The 17,769-nt window shown below is 73.1% G+C and carries 17 protein-coding genes; 7 read left to right on the forward strand and 10 right to left on the reverse strand.

The features are described 5' to 3' along the window. The first annotated feature begins 52 nt into the window (after positions 1 to 52). Positions 53 to 1,198 (forward strand): UDP-N-acetylglucosamine--N-acetylmuramyl-(pentapeptide) pyrophosphoryl-undecaprenol N-acetylglucosamine transferase, encoded by a 1,146-nt coding sequence (locus NDAS_RS08970; protein ID WP_019607543.1) that lies wholly within the window; start codon positions 53 to 55, stop codon positions 1,196 to 1,198. Positions 1,199 to 1,308: 110 nt separating this feature from the next. Here NDAS_RS08970 and NDAS_RS08975 read toward each other — a convergent pair whose 3' ends face one another. From NDAS_RS08975 to NDAS_RS08985, 3 genes are read right to left on the reverse strand one after another with little or no spacing between them, the layout of a single operon-like run. Then, complete coding sequence (locus tag NDAS_RS08975; protein WP_013152843.1) at positions 1,309 to 1,914, reverse strand: response regulator transcription factor; 606 nt, start codon at positions 1,912 to 1,914, stop codon at positions 1,309 to 1,311. Then, positions 1,911 to 3,080, reverse strand: a complete 1,170-nt coding sequence (locus tag NDAS_RS08980; protein ID WP_013152844.1) for a sensor histidine kinase — start codon at positions 3,078 to 3,080, stop codon at positions 1,911 to 1,913. Before NDAS_RS08980 ends, NDAS_RS08975 begins: the two co-directional genes overlap by 4 nt. A 31-nt stretch (positions 3,081 to 3,111) precedes the next feature. Then, complete coding sequence (locus NDAS_RS08985; RefSeq protein WP_013152845.1) at positions 3,112 to 4,155, reverse strand: CPBP family glutamic-type intramembrane protease; 1,044 nt, start codon at positions 4,153 to 4,155, stop codon at positions 3,112 to 3,114. 165 nt (positions 4,156 to 4,320) lie between these two features. Between NDAS_RS08985 and NDAS_RS08990 the strand changes: the two genes are divergently transcribed. Further along, positions 4,321 to 4,857: a hypothetical protein gene (locus tag NDAS_RS08990; protein WP_041552611.1), complete on the forward strand. Its 537-nt coding sequence runs from the start codon at positions 4,321 to 4,323 to the stop codon at positions 4,855 to 4,857. A gap of 224 nt (positions 4,858 to 5,081) precedes the next feature. On the opposite strand, the gene mug is transcribed toward NDAS_RS08990, so the two are convergent. Next, positions 5,082 to 5,627: a G/U mismatch-specific DNA glycosylase gene (mug, locus tag NDAS_RS08995; RefSeq protein WP_013152847.1), complete on the reverse strand. Its 546-nt coding sequence runs from the start codon at positions 5,625 to 5,627 to the stop codon at positions 5,082 to 5,084. A gap of 348 nt (positions 5,628 to 5,975) precedes the next feature. On the opposite strand from mug, the gene NDAS_RS09000 reads away from it, so the two are divergent. Beyond that, positions 5,976 to 6,974 (forward strand): IS481 family transposase, encoded by a 999-nt coding sequence (locus NDAS_RS09000; protein WP_013152848.1) that lies wholly within the window; start codon positions 5,976 to 5,978, stop codon positions 6,972 to 6,974. On the opposite strand, the gene NDAS_RS09005 is transcribed toward NDAS_RS09000, so the two are convergent. Continuing rightward, positions 6,971 to 7,924: an MSMEG_6728 family protein gene (locus NDAS_RS09005; RefSeq protein ID WP_013152849.1), complete on the reverse strand. Its 954-nt coding sequence runs from the start codon at positions 7,922 to 7,924 to the stop codon at positions 6,971 to 6,973. The genes NDAS_RS09000 and NDAS_RS09005 overlap by 4 nt on opposite strands. 276 nt (positions 7,925 to 8,200) lie before the next feature. On the opposite strand from NDAS_RS09005, the gene NDAS_RS09010 reads away from it, so the two are divergent. Genes NDAS_RS09010 through NDAS_RS09020 form a run of 3 tightly spaced genes read left to right on the forward strand, consistent with a single transcriptional unit; the run spans position 8,201 to position 11,535 of the window. Further along, positions 8,201 to 9,160, forward strand: coding sequence for a polyphosphate polymerase domain-containing protein (locus NDAS_RS09010; RefSeq protein WP_013152850.1), 960 nt, complete (start codon positions 8,201 to 8,203; stop codon positions 9,158 to 9,160). A 40-nt stretch (positions 9,161 to 9,200) separates the two neighbouring features. After that, the gene (locus NDAS_RS09015) at positions 9,201 to 9,887 is read left to right on the forward strand and encodes a DUF4956 domain-containing protein (RefSeq protein ID WP_013152851.1); all 687 of its coding nucleotides are present in this window, start codon (positions 9,201 to 9,203) and stop codon (positions 9,885 to 9,887) included. A gap of 1 nt (position 9,888) precedes the next feature. Beyond that, a complete protein-coding gene (locus NDAS_RS09020; RefSeq protein WP_013152852.1) occupies positions 9,889 to 11,535 on the forward strand; it encodes a CotH kinase family protein in 1,647 nt (548 codons plus the stop codon). Positions 11,536 to 11,713: 178 nt separating this feature from the next. Here the strand turns inward: NDAS_RS09020 and NDAS_RS09025 are convergent, their stop codons facing one another. Further along, positions 11,714 to 12,223, reverse strand: a complete 510-nt coding sequence (locus NDAS_RS09025; RefSeq protein ID WP_013152853.1) for a GNAT family N-acetyltransferase — start codon at positions 12,221 to 12,223, stop codon at positions 11,714 to 11,716. A 120-nt stretch (positions 12,224 to 12,343) separates the two neighbouring features. Here NDAS_RS09025 and NDAS_RS09030 point away from each other — a divergent pair, with 120 nt between their 5' ends. After that, on the forward strand, positions 12,344 to 13,576 hold the full coding sequence (locus tag NDAS_RS09030) for an RNA-guided endonuclease InsQ/TnpB family protein (RefSeq protein WP_013152854.1): 1,233 nt from the start codon (positions 12,344 to 12,346) through the stop codon (positions 13,574 to 13,576). A gap of 169 nt (positions 13,577 to 13,745) precedes the next feature. Here the strand turns inward: NDAS_RS09030 and rsgA are convergent, their stop codons facing one another. The 4 genes from rsgA to NDAS_RS09045 form a co-directional block, all read right to left on the reverse strand. After that, positions 13,746 to 14,840, reverse strand: coding sequence for a ribosome small subunit-dependent GTPase A (gene rsgA / locus NDAS_RS09035; RefSeq protein ID WP_013152855.1), 1,095 nt, complete (start codon positions 14,838 to 14,840; stop codon positions 13,746 to 13,748). Positions 14,841 to 15,005: 165 nt separating this feature from the next. Beyond that, a complete protein-coding gene (locus tag NDAS_RS28545; protein WP_013152856.1) occupies positions 15,006 to 15,254 on the reverse strand; it encodes a hypothetical protein in 249 nt (82 codons plus the stop codon). Positions 15,255 to 15,356: 102 nt separating this feature from the next. Then, positions 15,357 to 16,823, reverse strand: a complete 1,467-nt coding sequence (locus tag NDAS_RS09040; protein ID WP_013152857.1) for a sensor histidine kinase — start codon at positions 16,821 to 16,823, stop codon at positions 15,357 to 15,359. After that, entirely contained in the window at positions 16,820 to 17,545 is a 726-nt protein-coding gene (locus NDAS_RS09045; RefSeq protein ID WP_013152858.1) for a response regulator transcription factor, read from the reverse strand. The genes NDAS_RS09040 and NDAS_RS09045 overlap by 4 nt, the downstream gene beginning before the upstream one ends. Positions 17,546 to 17,769: the final 224 nt, after the last annotated feature.

Raw genomic sequence — 17,769 nt, forward strand, 5'->3', positions numbered from 1 at the left:
GGGCATCCTCCGGGAGGAACTGGTGAACAGCGGCAACCCCCCTGCACGGGACATGCGCCTGATCGTGACCGGAGGAGGAACAGGCGGGCACACCTATCCGGCCCTCACCGCCGTCCGCGCGCTGCGTGACCGGTTGGCGGCGGCCGGGGTCGCCCTGAGCGTGCTGTGGGTGGGCACGGCGGACAGCCTGGAGTCCCGGGTCGCCGCCGCCAACGGTATCCCCTTCGAGTCGGTCGCGACCGGCAAGATCCGGCGCTCGAAGAACCCCCTCAAACTCGCCTCCCGGGCCAACATCAAGGACATGAGCAACGTCCCCCGGGGCGTCGCGCAGGCCCGCGCGCTGGTCTCGGACTTCGCCCCCGACGTGGTGCTGGCCACCGGCGGCTACGTGGCCGTGCCCGTGGGCCTGGCCGCGAAGATGTGCCGCCGTCCCCTCGTGGTGCACGAGCAGACGGTCCGGCTGGGCCTGGCCAACAAGGTCCTCGCCCGTGTCGCGGCCCGTGTGGCGGTGTCCTCCCCGTCCACGACCGAGCTGCTCCCCGACTCCGCGCGCGACAGCGCGGTCATCACCGGCAACCCGGTGCGCCCCGAGGTGCTGACCGGGCAGGCCGACCGGGCGCCCAAGGCGCTCGGGTTCACCGGCTACGACTCCTCGCTGCCCACCGTCTACGTCACGGGCGGGGCGCAGGGCGCCGTGCAGATCAACGGCATGATCCGCGACATCCTGCCCTGGCTGCTCGCGCGCGCCAACGTCGTGCACCAGTGCGGACCGGCGAACCTGGAGGAGGCGCGCCGCAGCGCCGCCCAGCTCCCGCCCGGCCTCGCCGAGCGGTACCACCTGACGGACTTCGTCGGCCCCGAACTCCCCGACGTGCTGGCGCTGGCCGACGTGGTGGTCTCCCGCAGCGGCGCGGGGACGATCGCTGAGCTGACCGCGCTGGGCAAGGCCGCCGTGTTCGTTCCGCTGGCCTCGTCGGCGGGGGACGAGCAGCGCCACAACGCCCGCCACCTCCAGGAGTCGGGCGCGGCGGTGGCCCTGCTGGACCAGGTCAACGCCCAGGGGCTCCAGGCGGCGGTGGAACCGCTGCTGGCCGACCCGCGGCGGCGCGCGCAGATCGCGGAGCGGGCCCGCGAGCACGGGCGTCCCGACGCCGCCGACCGGTTGGTGGACGTCCTGCTGGCCGCTGCCCGGGGTTAGCGGGCGCGGAGGGCATCGCCGGGTCGGCGTGCGCCGGGCTCCGGTCCCGTCGCGGCCCGGACGCGGGTCGCGGCAACTGAGTCCCCGGCGGGCGCGGTGAACCGCTCCGTTCAGATCCAGCCGTGTTCGGCGGCGATGTGCGCGGCCTCGTGCCGGTTGGCGGCGTCGAGCTTGGCGACGGCGGCCGCGAGGTAGTTGCGCACCGTCCCCCGCGAGAGCGAGACGCGCCGGGCGATCTCCTCCACGGGTGCGCCGTCGCGGGCCAGGGCCAGCACGTCGGCCTCGCGCGGGCTGAGCGGGGAGTCGCCCGCGCTGATCGCCTCGGCCGCGAGTTCGGGATCGACGTAGCGGCCTCCGGCCGCGACCTTGCGCACGACCTCGGCGAAGGTGCGCGAGGACACGGTCTTGGGCAGGAAGCCGCTCACACCCGCCGCGAGCGCCGACTTCAGGTAGCCGGGGCGGCCGTGGGAGGTGACGATGACGCACCGGCATCCGGGCAGCTCGGTGGCGAGCCTGCGGGCGATCTCGATGCCGTCGGGGCCGGGCAGTTGCAGGTCGAGCAGGGCCACGTCCGGGCGGAGTTTGAGGGCCATGGCCAGCGCCTCGTCGCCGGAGGCCGCCTGGGCGACGACCTCGAAGTCCTCCTCCAGGTCGAGCAGTCCGGCGACGGCGTCGCGGATGAGGTGTTCGTCGTCGGCGACGAGGATGCGTGTCATCTGGGGGCGTCCTTCGGAAGCGGGAGCACGGCGTCGAGCAGGAACCAGTCTCCGTCACGGCGCGCCGTGACGTGCCCGCCGAGCGCGTGCAGGCGCTCGGACATCGCGCGCAGCCCGGTGCCCTCGCCGTCCCGCGCGGACCGCGGGGGACCGGCTCCGTCGTTGGCGACGGTCAGGTGCACCTCCCCGTCCTCGTTCGCGGTCGCGAGGGTGACCTGGGTGGCCGAGGCGTGGCGCAGCAGGTTGGTGACGCCCTCGCGCACGACCCACGCCAGGGGCTCCGCGCACCGCTCGGGGACGGGATCCCCGGTCACCGTGCAGCGGATACCGGCGGACCTGAGCAGAGAACGGGCGCCCGAGACCTCGTCCTCCCAGGTTGTGCGCAGCTCGCCGCGCACGACGCGGCGGACCTCGGTGCCCGCCTCCTCGGCCAGTCCGCGGATCGCGGAGATCTCCGTCGCGGCCCGTTCGCCGTGACCGCGCTGGACGAGTTCGGAGGCCAGCGAGCTCTTGACCGCGATCGCGGCCAGGGTGCGGCCGAACACGTCGTGCAGGTCGCGGGAGATGCGCAGGCGTTCGTTGGCCAGGGCGAGCGCGGCGCGGTCCTCGTGGGCCGCCTGGAGTTCGAGCAGCACCCGCAGCATCCACGCGCTGGACCAGCACAACCACAGGACGGCGCTGATCATCAGCGCCCCGACCAGCAGGACCACGACGTCCGCGAATCCCACGAGCGCGGTGTTCAGCACCAGCGCCGCCGCGTGGAGCAGCAGCGCCCGGCGGGCGTGGAGGGCCGGTGCGAGGCTCGCGGCCGCCGAGGCGATCGCCGCCGCGACCGTCATGTCCATCGCGGGAAGGGGAAGCATCAGGGCCACGGCGACGAACGCCGCCAGGACCAGGGCCCACCCGACGACGGCGGTGACGGGGAACCCCCGCGCGCGTCCGACGACGGTGTCGATGCTCCACTTGGTGACGAGGACGTTCCCGCCGACCAGGAGCAGGCACAGCACGGCCGCCGCGACCAGCGCGGTCAGGGGAGCTCCAGTGAGCCGGTCGGCCTCCACCGCGCTCCGGAGGAGTGTTCCGACCGGAGTCGCGACGGCCAGGTAGGTGGACCAGCGCACGTAGGTCTCGAACCTGCGCGCGCCGACCAGCGGCGGATTGCTCATGGACGTGATTCTCCCGTCATACCCGCGCCGGTCACGGGCCGGAGGGGGTCAGGGCCGGTCCCGTCCCGCGCGTGCGCCACCACACCACCGCCGCGACGGCCGCGACGGCGACGCAGAGCACGGCCAGGGCAGCGGACCCGGTACCCGCCGAACGGTCGAGCGCGGGGTTCGGATCGGCGTGCAGAACCGTGAGGACCAGGGCGGCGAGTGTGTTGTGCAGAGCGTGGACGACGACCGCGATCTCGATGCCGCCGGTGCGCCAGGTGACGACGGCCAGGCTGACGGAGAGCGTGAGGCACCAGAGGTTGAACCACGGATCGGTCGAGAGGTGGACGGCGGTGAACGCCAGACCGGAGACGAGGACGCCGAGGAACAGCGCCGTACGCGGGCCGCGCCCCCAGCTTCCGGCGACGCGGAACACGAGCCCGCGGAAACCGTACTCCTCACCCGCCGCCTGGAGGGGCGTCAACAGGAGGTTGACGGCGAGGACCGTGAGGAGTGTGGCGGTGGACCAGTGGACCTCGCGCAGGGGCATGACGGCGGGGCCGATGAACGAGAGGAACAGCCAGAGGGGGCCGATGAACAGGAGCGCCCGGCCGAGCAGGTCGAAGCGAAGACTCGACAGCACCGAGTGCAGCGAAGGGCCGCGCACCCCGTAGAGCCACCGTTGGAGCAGCATGCTCCACGGGATGAGCAGGGCGATCGACACCAGGTTCGCGGCGAGGAAGAGCGGTGTGTAGTCGGTGCCGCCGAAGGTCGGGTTGGTCCTGCCCATCAGGCTGTCGGCGAAGGCGGCGGCCACGGCCAGAACGATGTTGGAGGCGAACAGCCCGGCCACCAGGAGCGCGATCGCGAGGACTCCCCGGCCGATCCGGCGCCTGTCCCCGGCGAGTACCCGGTGGTACTCCACGCCCGGCGGGAGGGGACACGGGCCGCGGCGGCGCGGGTGCGGCGCGGCCGGGCCGGAGGGTGTGCGCGCGGGCGCCTGCGCCCTCCCCGCACCCGAGGGTGCGGGGAGGGGGGCCTCCGTCTGCGGAAGGGGAGCCCGGGGAGCGCGGCCGTCGTTGCTGTGCATGGTTCGACGCTAGTACGGAGTGTGATCGCCGCAGGGTGCCGCGGGTCACGAGTTCCCTCCGCGTTCCGCACGGGCCGGGCATGACAGATGTCATGCGCCGACGGGGCCCGCCCGGTCCGGGCGCGCACCGGTCGTATGTCGGCGGGGGCGTCTAGCATCGGCCCCATGACCACTCTGTCCCAGCTGCGCAAGGCCGCGCTCGCCCTCCCGGAGGTCGAGGAGGGCACCCGCTCCGGCACGGTCGCGTTCTCGGTGCGCGGCAGGGTCTTCGCCTCGGTGAGCGGGGACGGCCGGGTGCTGCTCCGCCTCCCGGACGCCGAGACCGAGGCCGCGGTGGCCGCGCACCCGACCGGGGAGCGGTGGGTGCGGGCGGGCAGGCCCGTCGGCTTCGGCGTGCCCTTGGCCGACGTGAACGGCCAGGACCTCAACGCCCTGGTCCGGCGGGCCTGGCTGTCCCGTGCGCCCCAGCGGTTGGCGGCGTCGGCCGAGGCAGCCGCGTCCGCGGTCCCGGGTGAGGTGGGGGACCTGCCCAGGGCCATCGGCGCACCGGCGACCCGGGCGCTCGCGGGGGCCGGACTGACCACCCTGGAACAGGTCGCCGCGCTCACCGGGGCCGAGCTGGGCGCGCTGCACGGGGTCGGGCCCAAGGCGGTGCGGATACTGCGCGAGGCCCTGGCCGAACGCGGGCTGTCCCCGCGCTGAGCGGGCCGGATGCCGGTCGGCGCCGGACAGGAGGGCGCGGGCCCCGGCACGGCCGGTGTTCCGGCGGGCCGGGGCGGGCGGTCCGCGTTCCCGCGCGAGCCGGGCGCTGTGAGGCGTTCGCCGGTCCTGGCCGACCCTGGCCCCGCGGGACCGGGGGCGGCGGATGCCGGTCGGCGCGCCCTCTGACGTGGTGGGGCGCTTCGGCGGGCCGGACCGCCTAAGGGTCAGGCCGCTCCGCCGGACCGGTCCGGCAGCCCGGCGGCGCGTCGCAGGCGCGCGAACTCCCCGATGAGCGGCCCCAGCTGCCAGTGCGCGTTGCGGCCGCTGGGGTTGGGCAGCAGCCACACCCGGGCGCCGCCGATCTCCGCGTCCTGGGGACCCACTGCCGCGCGGCGTTCGGCGAAGGCCTCCCGGTAGGCCGTCACGCCCAGGACGGCCAGCCACCGGGGCCGCCACCGCAGGACCTTCTCCCGCAGCCTGCGCCCGCCCTCCACGTACTCCTCCCGGTCCAGCTCGTCCGCCTGGGCCGTGGCCCGCTCGACGACGTTGGTGATGCCCAGGCCCAGGGACAGCAGTTCGTCCTCCTCATCCGGCCTGAGCTGGCGCGGGGTGAAGCCGGACCCGTGCAGGGAGGGCCAGAAGCGCGTACCCGGCTTGGCGAAGTGGTGCCCGACCGCGCCCGAGGTCAGGCCGGGGTTGATCCCGCAGAAGAGCACGCTCAGGTCCTCGGCGATCACGTCCGGGACCAGCCTGTTCCGGGCCGCCTCCAACTCCGCCTTGCTCGGGCCGGGCCTGCGCGGTGCGGAGCGTGCGCGCGCACGCGCGGCCCCGGCCTTCGCTCCCTCCTTCGCCGCGCCCTCGGCTCGTCCACTCGCGGAATCCATGTGCCACCCTTCCGTGTGCGCTGTCGGTGACGCGGGCGACCGCGTCGCTGTCGCGGTCACCTGCCCGGGACCACTGTGCCCCAAGCACCGGAAGGGGTGAGCGCCCTCCCCGGGAACGGTGCTAGGTGTACTGACCACGGAGGTTGGTAACACCCACCCCGCCTGACACACACAAAGAGGGCCTCCGGTATCGGTGTGGATTGCGACATCTACCACCGAACCGGAAGGCCCTCGATGCCCCACACTACCCACGCCAACGCCACACTCACACCCGCAGGGCGCCTGGCGTTGGCCCGCTGCGTGGTCGAAGACGACTGGCCGCTCAGGCGTGCCGCCGAACGCTTCCAGACCAGTACCACCACCGCCAAACGCTGGGCCGACCGCTACCGCACCCAAGGCCAGGCCGGGATGGACGACGCCTCCAGTCGCCCGCACCGCTCACCCCAGCGCACCCCCGCCCGCCGCGAACGCCGCGTGATCAAACTCCGCTGCACCCGCCGATGGGGCCCGGCCCGCATCGGCGGCCACCTGGGCATGCATCCCTCGACCGTGCACCGGATCCTGACCCGCTACCGCATGCCCCGACTGTCCCACCTGGACCGGGCCACTCACCGGGTAGTACGCCGCTACGAGCGCGCTCGACCGGGCGAGCTCGTGCATGTGGACATCAAAAAGCTCGGCAACATCCCCGCCGGGGGCGGACACCGTACCCAGGGACGCGCTCAAGGCCGCCGCAATCGCACCACCACCGCGCACGCCCCGCGCAACAACCACGGCAACCCCAAGCTGGGCTACGGCTACCTGCACACCGCCATCGACGACTACTCCCGCCTGGCCTACACCGAGATCCTGGCCGATGAGAAAAAGGAGACCGCCACCGGGTTCTGGGAGCGAGCGCACGCCTACTTCGTCTCAGCGGGGGTCGTGGTGGAGCGGGTGCTAACCGACAACGGGGCCTGCTATACGTCCCACCTGTGGCGCGGCCTGCTCTATGGCCAGGGCATCAAGCACAAACGCACCCGCCCCTACCGGCCCCAGACCAACGGCAAGGTGGAGCGCTTCCATCGCACCCTGGCCGACGAATGGGCCTACGCCCGCCCCTACCAATCCGAGAGCGAAAGGCGGGAGGCGTTCCCCGGGTGGTTGCATCACTACAATCACCACCGGTTCCACACCGCGATCAGCGGCCCTCCCGCCTCCCGCGTTCCTAACCTCTCAGGTCAGTACAGCTAGGCCTCCACCGCGGGCAGCAGGCGCAGCACCAGCGGGGCCGATCTCGGCTCGGGCAGTTCGGCGCCGTCCAGGACGACCAGACCGGCCCCGGGCGGCACGGGAGCCTCCGCCCCCTCCCCGGGAGGGACCCGGCGGAACCGGAACTCGGGTTCGCCGACCTCCTCGCGCATCGCCGCCTCGTCCTCGGGGCCGGGCTGCCGCGCGGTCGAGCGGCTGGTCCGCCCCACCGCCTCCGAGGAGCCCGGGGCGGCGGCGCCACTCCCTTGCGGCCTGGGCGGCGGCGTCCCGGGCACCAGCCACAGCGTCTCGCCGGGCGTGCACAGCCCGGCGAGCAGGCCGGGCAGGGTGTCGCCGGGGCCGGTGAGCCGCAGCGACGCGCTGCGGCCCTCGACCAGCCGTTCCAGGGCGGCGGCCTGCCCGTCCGAGAGCGCGACCGCCTCCAGCAGTTCCGCCGCCTCCTCCACCGGCGTCGCCGCCGAGGTGCCGCGCCGCAGCGGCCACCGGGGGAAGACCGGCCGGGGCCAGACGTAGGGCAGACCGCCGGGCGTGCCGGGGAACAGCGGCGCGTAGTGCGCCGGGTCCTTGTACACCAGGGCCGAGCGGTGCGACAGGTGCAGCGCGTCGTCGCCCAGCCACGGCGGGAGCATGTCGCGCTCCCACAGCTCCTCCTCCTCGGGGACGCGGTTCCCGGTGAAGGCCAGCAGCGAGGGCAGCACCGAGTCGGCGTACCCGCGGCGGCGCCACTCGCGGCACACCGCCACCCCGTAACCCACCAGCGCGGGCACGAAGCCGCGCCACATCGCCACGGCGGGGTGGCGCTTCCACCCGTACTCGGGCCACACCAGGGCCCGCAGCACCTGCATGGTCTCCACCCGCTGCTTGCCCAGCCTGCGGTCGTCCAGCGCCCGCGCGCACTCGGCGAACCCGGGTTGGGGCAGGAAGGTCTGCATCGTCCCCCCGTCCGGCCCGCGGCGTTCTCGCCGGTCAGGCCTGTCGTGCGGTCCGCTACCCGTCCGCCGCCGGTGCTACCCCTGTCGCCGGTCCGCCCCTCCCCGGGCGGTACCCGACCGGTGTTCTCACCCACCTCTCACCCTCACCCCTGACCACGCGCCCACCAGGGGCTGCGGCCCCGGCTCTCAGGAACCTCTCAGGAAGTTCTCCGCCTCTTCGCAGGGTCGTCGGGTTGTGTCCTTCCCGTCGTCACCACCCTCAGGAAAGGAGGCACCGTGGTACCACCACGCGACCCCGGTCCCGCCGGGAACGCCGGGAACGCCGGGCACGCCGCGAAGGCCGCACCGGCCGGTACCCCGACCGGCACCGCCGCCGGGGACCGGCTGAGGGCGCCGAGCAGGCTCCACGCCTTCAACCGCTACGAACTCAAGTACCTCGTCCCCGCCGACCAGGCCCGGGACGTGCGCGCCGAACTCACCGCGCGCATGCGGGCCGACCGCAATGCCGGGCCCGACGGCTACGGCGTGTGGAGCCTGTACTACGACACCGACCGGCTGCGCTTCTACCATGAGAAGATCGAGGGCCTGAGGTTCCGCCGCAAGCTGCGCGTGCGCCGCTACGGCGAGGTCGGCCCGGCCGCCGAGGACACCCCCGTCTCCGTCGAGATCAAGCAGCGCGTCAACCGCGTCACCCAGAAGCGCCGGGTCATGCTGCCCTACCACCTGGCCCGCGACCTGTGCGACCGGCGCGTGCGCGTGGAGCACCCCGGCGCCGACCAGGCCTTCGTGGACGAGGTCCTCGACCTCGTCCACCGCCTGGACCTGCGCCCGACCGCGATGACCGGGTACCGGCGCGAACCCTACGTCGGCACCGGCTCCGACCTGGGACTGCGCGTGACCCTGGACCACCGTGTGCGCGGGCGCGACCGGGACTTCGACCTGCGCGCCGAGGCCGAGAGCCGCTACATCATCAGCCCGCACCTGGCGGTCATGGAGGTCAAGGCCAACGAGCGCGCCCCCTACTGGGTCACCGACATGGCCGCCCGCTTCGGCCTCCAGGTGCAGCGCGTCTCCAAGTACTGCCAGAGCGTGGAGGCCCACGGCATGGCCCCGCGCTCGGTCTTCCACCTGCCCGAGGAGGACGTCGTGGCCGAGGCGCGTCCGCTCGGTTCCGTGGTCGAAGCGCCTCCGCCCGTCCCCACGGCCGGGGGCGCGTCCTCCGGCCCCCGTTCCTGAACCCCGGTTCCCACCCGCTTCGTAAAGGCACACCCGCACCATGAACCTCGATTTCGGCGTCACCGACCTGTCCGGCACGTTCAGCGTCATGGACGTGGTCCTGTCCCTGACCCTGGCGTTCGTCACCAGCCTCGTGGTGGCCTGGACCTACCGCGCCACCCACCGCAACATCAGCTACTCGCAGAGCTACGTCCACACGCTGATCATCCTGGGCATGCTCATCGCCCTGATCATGCTGGTGGTGGGCTCCAACATCGCCCGCGCCTTCGCCCTGGTCGGCGCGCTGTCGGTGGTGCGCTTCCGCAACGCCATCAAGGAGACCCGCGACGTCGGGTTCATCTTCCTGGTGATGGGCGTGGGCATGGCCTGCGGCACGCGCTTCTACACCCTGGCGGTCATCGCCACCGTGGTCATCTGCGCGGTCGTGCTGCTCATGCACCGCTTCAACTGGTTCGCCCTCAACGTGCAGCGCCAGGTGGTCAAGGTCCAGGTCCCCGCGGACGGCGACGACTACGGACCCGTGATCGACGACGTGCTCATCCGCTTCACCGACGAGTACGAACTGATCAGCACCGAGACCGTGCGCGGCGGTTCCCTGCTGGAGACGGCCTACACCGCACGGCTGAAGAAGGGCGTCAAGCCCGGCGACGTCGTCCAGCGCCTGCGGGAGATCAACGCGGGGCAGAAGGCGACCGTCCTGACCGGCTACGACCAGACGGACCTGTGACATGCGCGGACTCGATGATGAGGAGGGCGGCGGCGACACCGCTGCCCGCGACACCGCCGCCGGGCGGCGCCAGCGCGGGCCCGCGCGCCTGCGGCACCGCCTCCCGGTGCGCCTGCGCCAGCACTGGAGGAGCACCGCCGTCGTGTGCGCCGCGCTGCTCGCCCTGGTCCTGGTCTTCGGCGAGGCGCGGGTGCGCCCCTACGTCACCTCCGAGTTGGTCTCGCGGGACGCCGTCACCCAGAACATCGAGGGCGAGGGCGACCTGTTCGACGGCGGGGAGCACACGATCGAGGTGAGCTTCGACCAGACCGAGTACGCCGACATGATGAGCACCTTCCGCGAGGAGGGCGAGAAGGAGTACATCCGGGCCGACGTCACCATCGACGGCACCACCGTCGAGGACGTCGGACTCCGCCTCAAGGGCAACTCGACCCTGATGAGCCTGCGCGGCGACTCCGGGGCAGGGGCGGCGCCCGGCCAAGGGGGCCAGCAGCGGGAGGAGACCGGTACGGACACCGGCACCGGGGACGCCGGCGGGGTCGCTGACGGGACGACCGGCGCGGCGGCCGACACCAGGGGTGAACAGGGGACCGGCCCGGGCGGCGGGGGAGCGGCCGGGCCGGGCTCGGTCACCCTGTCCGAGGACGAGCCGGAGAACCTCCCCTGGTTGATCAGCTTCGAGGAGTTCGTCTCCGGCCGGGCCTACCAGGGGCACACCGAGATCGCCCTGCGCCCGGCGACGGCGACCTCCGACACCGCGCTCAACGAGGCCCTGGCCCTGGAGCTGACGGCGGCGGCCGGGCAGACCACGCAGGACTACACGTTCACCTCGTTCGCGGTCAACGGCGGTGAGGGGGTGCCGCGCCTGCTGCTGGACGCGCCCGACGCCGCCTGGGCCGACGGGTACGGGGACGGCGTGCTCTACAAGGGCCGCGCCGGGGGCTCCTTCGACTACCTGGGCGGGGACGCCACCGACTACGAGGAGGCCTTCAACCAGATCAACGGCGAGGGCGCCCACGACCTCCAGCCGGTGATGGACCTGCTGCGGTTCGTGGCCGAGTCCGACGACGAGGAGTTCGCCCGCGAGCTGGACGAGCACCTGGACACCGAGTCCTTCGCCCGCTACCTCGCGCTGCAGAGCCTGATGTCCAACAGCGACGGCATGGACGGCCCGGGCAACAACTACTACCTGTGGTACGACACCGCCCAGGAGCGGTTCACCGTCCTGTCCTGGGATCTGAACCTGTCCTTCGGCGGTATGGGTGGCATGGGCGGCGGTGGGGGAGCGATGCCGGAGGGGGCGCAGTTCCCCGGCGGGGGCACACCCCCCGGTGGGACGTGGCCGCCCGAGGGCATGGAGGCGCCCGGGGGAATGCCCGCGCCAGGAGAAGGGGAGGCGGTCGGGGGCGGCATGTCCATGGGCGGCAGTGGGGCGCTCAAGGAGCGCTTCCTCGCCGACGAGGGCTTCCACCGCCTCTACGAGGAGGCCTACGCCGACCTCTACCAGGACCTCGTCGGGAGCGGCACCGCCGCCGAACTCCTGGAGTCGGCCGTCTCCCGGGCCGGGGCCACTGGCGACACGGGGGCCGACGCCGCGGGCGAGCAGCTCGCCGAGCGGATCGCCGCCGTCTCCCCGGCAATCGAGTGAGGCGGGCCCCGAGGGCCTCCCGCGCGCGAAGACGTCCTTCGGAGCGGCTCCAAGACGGTGTGGGAGGTTCCCGTCTCCCGAAACCTCCCGCCAGGACCCGGACCGGTCCTTCCCGGGCGCCGACCGTGTCCCCGGGGGCTCCCCCCCGGGGTCACGTCTGATCACTGTTCAGGAACGGTCAGACCCCGAACGCGGCGGGGTAGCCGATGGTGCCGGTCGGGACGGGGTGGTCACCGTTCAGGACCATGGCCATCATTGCCTCGTCGGGAACCTCGAAGGGCGCCCGGATACCGAAGCGGGAGGCCGGGGTGAAGCCGAACCGCGGGTAGTAGTCGGCATGGCCCAGGACGAGGACGAGGTTCTCTCCCATGGCCCGGGCGGCGCTCAGGGCCGCGCGGATCGCGGCCGAACCGGCCCCGGTGCGCTGGGCGGAGGGCGCCACCGCGCACGGGGCCAGGGCGAGGGCGGGTTCGCCGTCGACGTGGCAGCGGCTGAGCAGCGCGTACCCGACCGGAGTGCCCCCAGAGGTCGTGGCGACCATCGACAGGCCCTCGACCCACGCCCCGGGATCGGCGCGCAGGGCGTCGACGATGTCGGCCTCGGCTCCGGTGGGGAAGGCCGCCAGGAGGATGTCGCGGATGGCGGGGATGTCGTCGGCGGTCTCGGTGCGGGTGGTCCAGGTGGTCATCTGTTTGTTGGGCGTGGATACCCCGTCCTTCAGGGCGGGGAGAACACGCCCTCTCCCTTCTCGTGACTTTCTGTCGGATTCGCCTCACGCGACCGCACAGCGGTCGCTACGGTGTGTGCCATGACCAACAAGAGCGTGAAGCGGGCGTTTCGGTACCGCTTCTATCCGAGTGATGCGCAGGCGGCTGAGCTGTCGCGCACGTTCGGGTGCGTGCGCCTGGTCTACAACCGCGCCCTGGCCGAACGCAGCACCGCCTGGCACCAGCGCCGGGAACGGGTGGGCTACTCCCACACCTCGGCCATGCTGACCGCTTGGAAGAAGACGGACGAGCTGTCCTTCCTCACCGAGGTCTCCTGCGTCCCCCTTCAGCAGACGCTGCGCCACCTGCACACCGCCTTTCGCAACTTCTTCGACCGGCGCGCACAGTATCCGCGGTTCAAGTCCAAGAAGACGTCGCGTGCCTCGGCGGAGTACACCGCGAGCGCGTTCCGCTACCGCGACGGCCACCTGACCCTGGCCAAGATGACCGAACCCCTGGACATCGTGTGGTCGCGCCCCCTGCCTGAAGGAGCAAGGCCGTCCACGGTGACGGTGTCCCGGGATGCGGCCGGGCGCTGGTTCGTGTCCCTGCTGTGCGAGGACACCGTCGAGTCGGCTCCGGCCGCCAACGACGCGGTGGGTGTGGACAAGGGTGTGACGTCGCTGGTGGTGTTGTCCACGGGGGAGAAGGTGGCCAACCCCCGCCACGAACAACGCGACCGCGCCAAGCTGGCCCGCGCCCAGCGGGCGCTGGCCCGCAAGGCCAAGGGCAGCGCGAACCGGGACAAGGCCCGCCGCAAGGTCGCGCGGGTGCACGCCCGCATCACCGACCGCAGGCGCGACTTCCTGCACAAGCTCTCCACTCGACTCGTCCGCGAGAACCAAGTGGTCGTGATCGAGGACCTGACGGTGCGCAACATGGTCAGAAACCGCAGACTCGCCCGAGCGATTTCGGATGCGGCCTGGCGTGAGCTGCGCACGATGCTGGAGTACAAGTGCGCCTGGTACGGACGCGATCTGGTCGTGGTGGACCGGTTCTTTCCCTCCTCCAAGTTGTGTTCGACGCCCGGGTGCGGGTACCTCAATGTGTCGTTGCCGTTGCGTGTACGGGAGTGGACGTGTCCCGGTTGTGGGGTGGCTCATGACCGTGATGTGAACGCGGCGCTCAATCTCGAAGCCGCCGGGCTGGCGGTGTTGGCCTGTGGAGCTGGTGTGAGACCTCAACGGGAGTCCTCCCGGACGGGGCGACCGGCGGTGAAGCAGGAAGGCCACGGGGCGACCCGTGACGAGGCGTTGGCCTCGAACCACCGGTAGGTGGTTCCGGATTCTCCTGCCTTCAGGCAGGAGAGGAAGTCAAGGTTCCGTTCTCGGTGTCGTCGTGGGGGCGGAGCAGGCGGGCGGGCCGCCTCGGCAGCGGGACTGCCCGGGAACGCCTGTGTCACCGGGTCGTCGTCGGTGCCCCGGCGGGTGCCGTCGGTGTCCCTCACCGCTGGCGATCCCGGAACCGGTAGGTGGCGCGCAGGTGCCGGGTGATGTCCTTCCTGGCGGCCTCGCGGTCGGCGCGCAGCCTCGCGTCGGTGCGGGAGGCGGCGTAGGCGTTCTCCCGGAGCAGCTGGTGGTAGCTGTCCAACCTGCGGCGAGGGATCTCTCCCCCCTCGACGGCGGCCAGCACCGCGCAGCCCGGTTCGCTCGTGTGGGAGCAGTCGGTGAACCGGCACTCCTGTGCGAGGTGCTCGATCTCGGCGAAGGTCTGTTCCAGGCCGCCCCGGGAGTCGTGCAGGCCGATCGCCCGCAGGCCGGGGGTGTCCAGCAGCACGCCTCCGCCGGGCAGCGGGAGCAGCTCCCGCCGGGAAGTGGTGTGCCGTCCCCTGCCGTCCGCCTCCCGGACGGCGCCGGTGGCCAGCAGGTCCTGGCCCAGCAGCCGGTTGCCCAGGGTGGACTTGCCCGCCCCGGAGGGGCCGAGCAGCACGACGGTGCCGTTGAGGGCGGCGGCCAGGACGTCCAGGCCCTGCCCCGTCTCGGCACTGGTGACCAGCACGTCCACACCGGCGGCCACCTGTGACACCTGTTCCTGCGCCGAGGGCAGGTCCGCGCACGCGTCGGCCTTGGTCAGGACCACGACCGGCTGGGCGCCGCTCTCCCACGCCAGGGCGAGCATGCGTTCGGTGCGGCCGTGCTTGAGCGGTGCGGCCAGGGAGACCGTCACCACGACGGTGTCGACGTTGGCGGCCAGGAGCTGGCCGTGCGAGGTCCGTGAGGCCGAGGCGCGCACCAGGGTGGTGCGTCGCTCCAGGACCTCGTGCAGGAGCGGTGCGGCGCCGGTGAGGGGGCGCAGCGCCGCCCAGTCGCCGGTGCACGGCGCCGTCAGCGGATCGCTCCGGTCCGCGGCGCCGGGGACGTCCGCGCGGACGGTTCCGGTGTCGGTGACAACTTCGCACGAGCCGCGGTCCGCCCGGACGACGCGGGCCGGGATCAGCCCGTCGGCGCGACGGGGGGTGAAGGCGCGTTCGCGCGCCCGGTCCCAGCCGTAGTCCGTCAGGGAGTACGGCTGAGCATGACGCGAAAGGGATTGAGACAACGTAGAGACCCTAGAAAAGGGGCCCCGATGAGCACGGAGCACTGCCTCCTGTGAGCCGTCAGGGCTCGGACAGGGGGGTCAGCGTCAGGTCAGACCGGGGCCCGGGACGTGAGGATGGTCCGACGGGCGCCGCGCAGGGCAGCGGCCTTCACCGCAGACATCAACTCACCTCCCACTTCTGGTCCCGCAGCCGACCGGGTTGTCTCTGCGCCGACGATGGTAGCACGGAGGCGGGAAGCCCTCGGCCCCGTCGACGAGGCGGTGGGGTTCGGGCGCTTCGGTCAGACCGGTGAGCATGCCGGTCAGCGGCCCGCCGATCCCCTCCCGGACGGCCATGCGCCGTCCGGCGGGCCGGTCGGCCCGGGTCCGGGGCAGCGGCAGGAGACGGCGGGGAAGCCCGACGCCCGTGCGCACGACGGGGCCGCCCTCGTTCCACGCGGTCAGCTCGAACGGGCGGGAGGTGTCGATGACGAGACCATCCCGTCGGCCGGGCCTTGGACGAGCGGTGCCACGGGGTCAGCCCAGCGGCAGCACCACGGTGAAGACGCAGCCCCCTCCCGGCGGCGACTCGACGGTGACGTAGCCGTCGTGGGCGGCCACGAAGGCCGCGCTGATGGCCAGGCCCAGCCCCGCCCCGGCCCGCTCGCGGGGCCCGTCCGCCCGGTAGAACCGGTCGAACACCCGGGGCAGCTCCCCGGCGGGGATGCCGGGCCCCTCGTCGCGTACCGCTATGACCGCCACCTCCGCCACCCCCGGCGGTAGCGCGCCCGCGCGGGCCGGTCCCGGAGGCGGCGGATCCTGGGTCCGGCTCACCGACACCCGCACCGGCGTGCCCTCGGGCGTGTGGGTCAGGGCGTTGCCGACGAGGTTCTCCAGCACCTGGCGGATCCGGTCGCCGTCGCCCACCGCCCGCACGGGTCCCTCGGCCTCCAGCGCCACGGGCGTGCGCGGGGCCCGGGCCCGGGCGCTGAGCACCACCCGCTCCGCGATGGCGACCAGTTCCATGTCGGAGTGCTCCAGCCGCGGCGCCTCGTCCAGGCGTGAGAGCGTCAGCAGGTCGTCCACCATGCCCCCCATCCGCCCGGCCTCGTCCTCGATCCGCGACATCCACCGGTCCGCCCGGGCGTCCTCGGCGACCAGCCCCCGACCCCTGCCCTGCCGGTACAGCTCGGCGAACCCCCGGATCGAGGACAGCGGCGTGCGCAGCTCGTGGGAGGCGTCCGCGACGAAGCGCCGCGTCGTCTCGACCGCGCGGTCCCGCTCGCCCAGGGCCCGGGTCAGCTCACCGAGCATCGTGTTGAGGGAGGCGCCCAGCCGACCCGTCTCGGTGGCCGGGTCCTGGGGCGGGATCCGCCGGTCCAGGTCGCCCCCGGCGATGGCCCGCGCCGTGGACTCGATCTCCCGCAGCGGCCGCAGCTGGAACCGCACGATCGCCGCGGTACCGAACCCCACGGCCGCCAGCACCACCAGCCCCGTCACGGCCTCGATGAGCACGAGCCGGTCGAGCGTGCCCTCGATCCCGTCCAGGGACTGGGCGGTCATGAAGACGCCGCCGTCATCCCGGGCCGTGGTCAGCACCCGCCAGTCGCCCTCGCCCCCGGTTCCGGGCAGCGTGAACGGCTCCCCGGACCGCGCCCGCAACTCCTCGGCCGGTACCGCCGACACGTCCGGCAGGCCGTCGTCGGAGCCGGTCTGCCCCACGCTGTCCACCACGTCGCCGTCGGCGCCGATCACCAGCGTGCGCAGGTCGGTGGGCAGCGGAGGCGGCTGCGCCCCGACGGGCGGCTCCACCCGCTCGGCCGCGTGCCGGGGCGCGGGCAGGGTCCGCAGCCGGTGGTCGACCTCCTCGGTCAGCGAACGCTGGAGCAGCAGGGTGGCGACCGCGCCGAAGGCGACCAGGCACACGGCGGTCAGGCACAGCACCGCCAGGGGGATCCGGCCGCCCAGGCCCCGTGGCCGGTGGAGCCCACGGCGGCCGCTCACCCGTTCCCCCCGGCCGCCAGGCGCAGGCTGTAGCCCACGCCCCGCACGGTGTGGATCAGGGCGGGGCGGCCCGCGTCGACCTTGCGGCGCAGGTAGCTGACGTAGGTCTCCACGACGCGGATGTCGTCGCTCTCCCCGCCCCACACCCGGTCCAGGATCTGCGCCTTGCTGACGACCTTGCCCGCGTTGAGCAGGAGGTAGCGCAGGAGCGCGAACTCGGTGGGCGAGAGCCGCACAGGCGCGCCCGCGCGGCGCACCTGGTGCCCCTCCTCGTCCAGTTCCAGGTCGGCGTAGCGCAGGGGCTCGGCGCCCTCGGAACCGCGGCGGCCCGATCTGCGCAGGATCGCGTTCAGCCGCAGCACGACCTCCTCCAGGCTGAAGGGCTTGGTGACGTAGTCGTCGGCGCCGGCCCGCAGGCCCGCCACCCGGTCCTGGACCGTGTCGCGCGCGGTCAGGAACAGCACCGGCAGGCCTGGCACGACCCCGCGCAGGTCACCGGCCAGGTCCAGGCCGCTGCGGCCGGACAGGGTCACGTCCAGGACGGCGATGTCGGGGGTGAACCCGTCCAGCGCGGCCAGGGCGGCCTCCGCGTCGGGCGCGCCGCGCGTGGCGAAGCCGCTCAGCTCCAGGGAGGCGGTGAGCAGTTCGAGGATGTTGGGCTCGTCCTCGACGATGAGGGCCCGGGCCGACGGAGCGGCGGTGCCGGAGGGCGCGTGGGGCATGCGGGAGTCCTGAAGGTTCGTGGTGCGTACGAACACGAAAGGTTACGGGCCGCGGGCAAGAGTTCGGTGAGAACCCTCCGGCATCAGGGGACACCGCCGTGTCGGTCTCCGGGAACGGTTGACGCACGGCGACGCGCGGTATACCGCTGGTAGGCGTTCGGGACCGGGAGGGTTGGTCGTATGGGTGGTGTCCACGGGTTTTCCGCAGGTCGGGTCCGCGCAAC

Origin of the sequence: Nocardiopsis dassonvillei subsp. dassonvillei DSM 43111 (genome assembly GCF_000092985.1) — a bacterium.
Lineage (GTDB): Bacteria > Actinomycetota > Actinomycetes > Streptosporangiales > Streptosporangiaceae > Nocardiopsis > Nocardiopsis dassonvillei.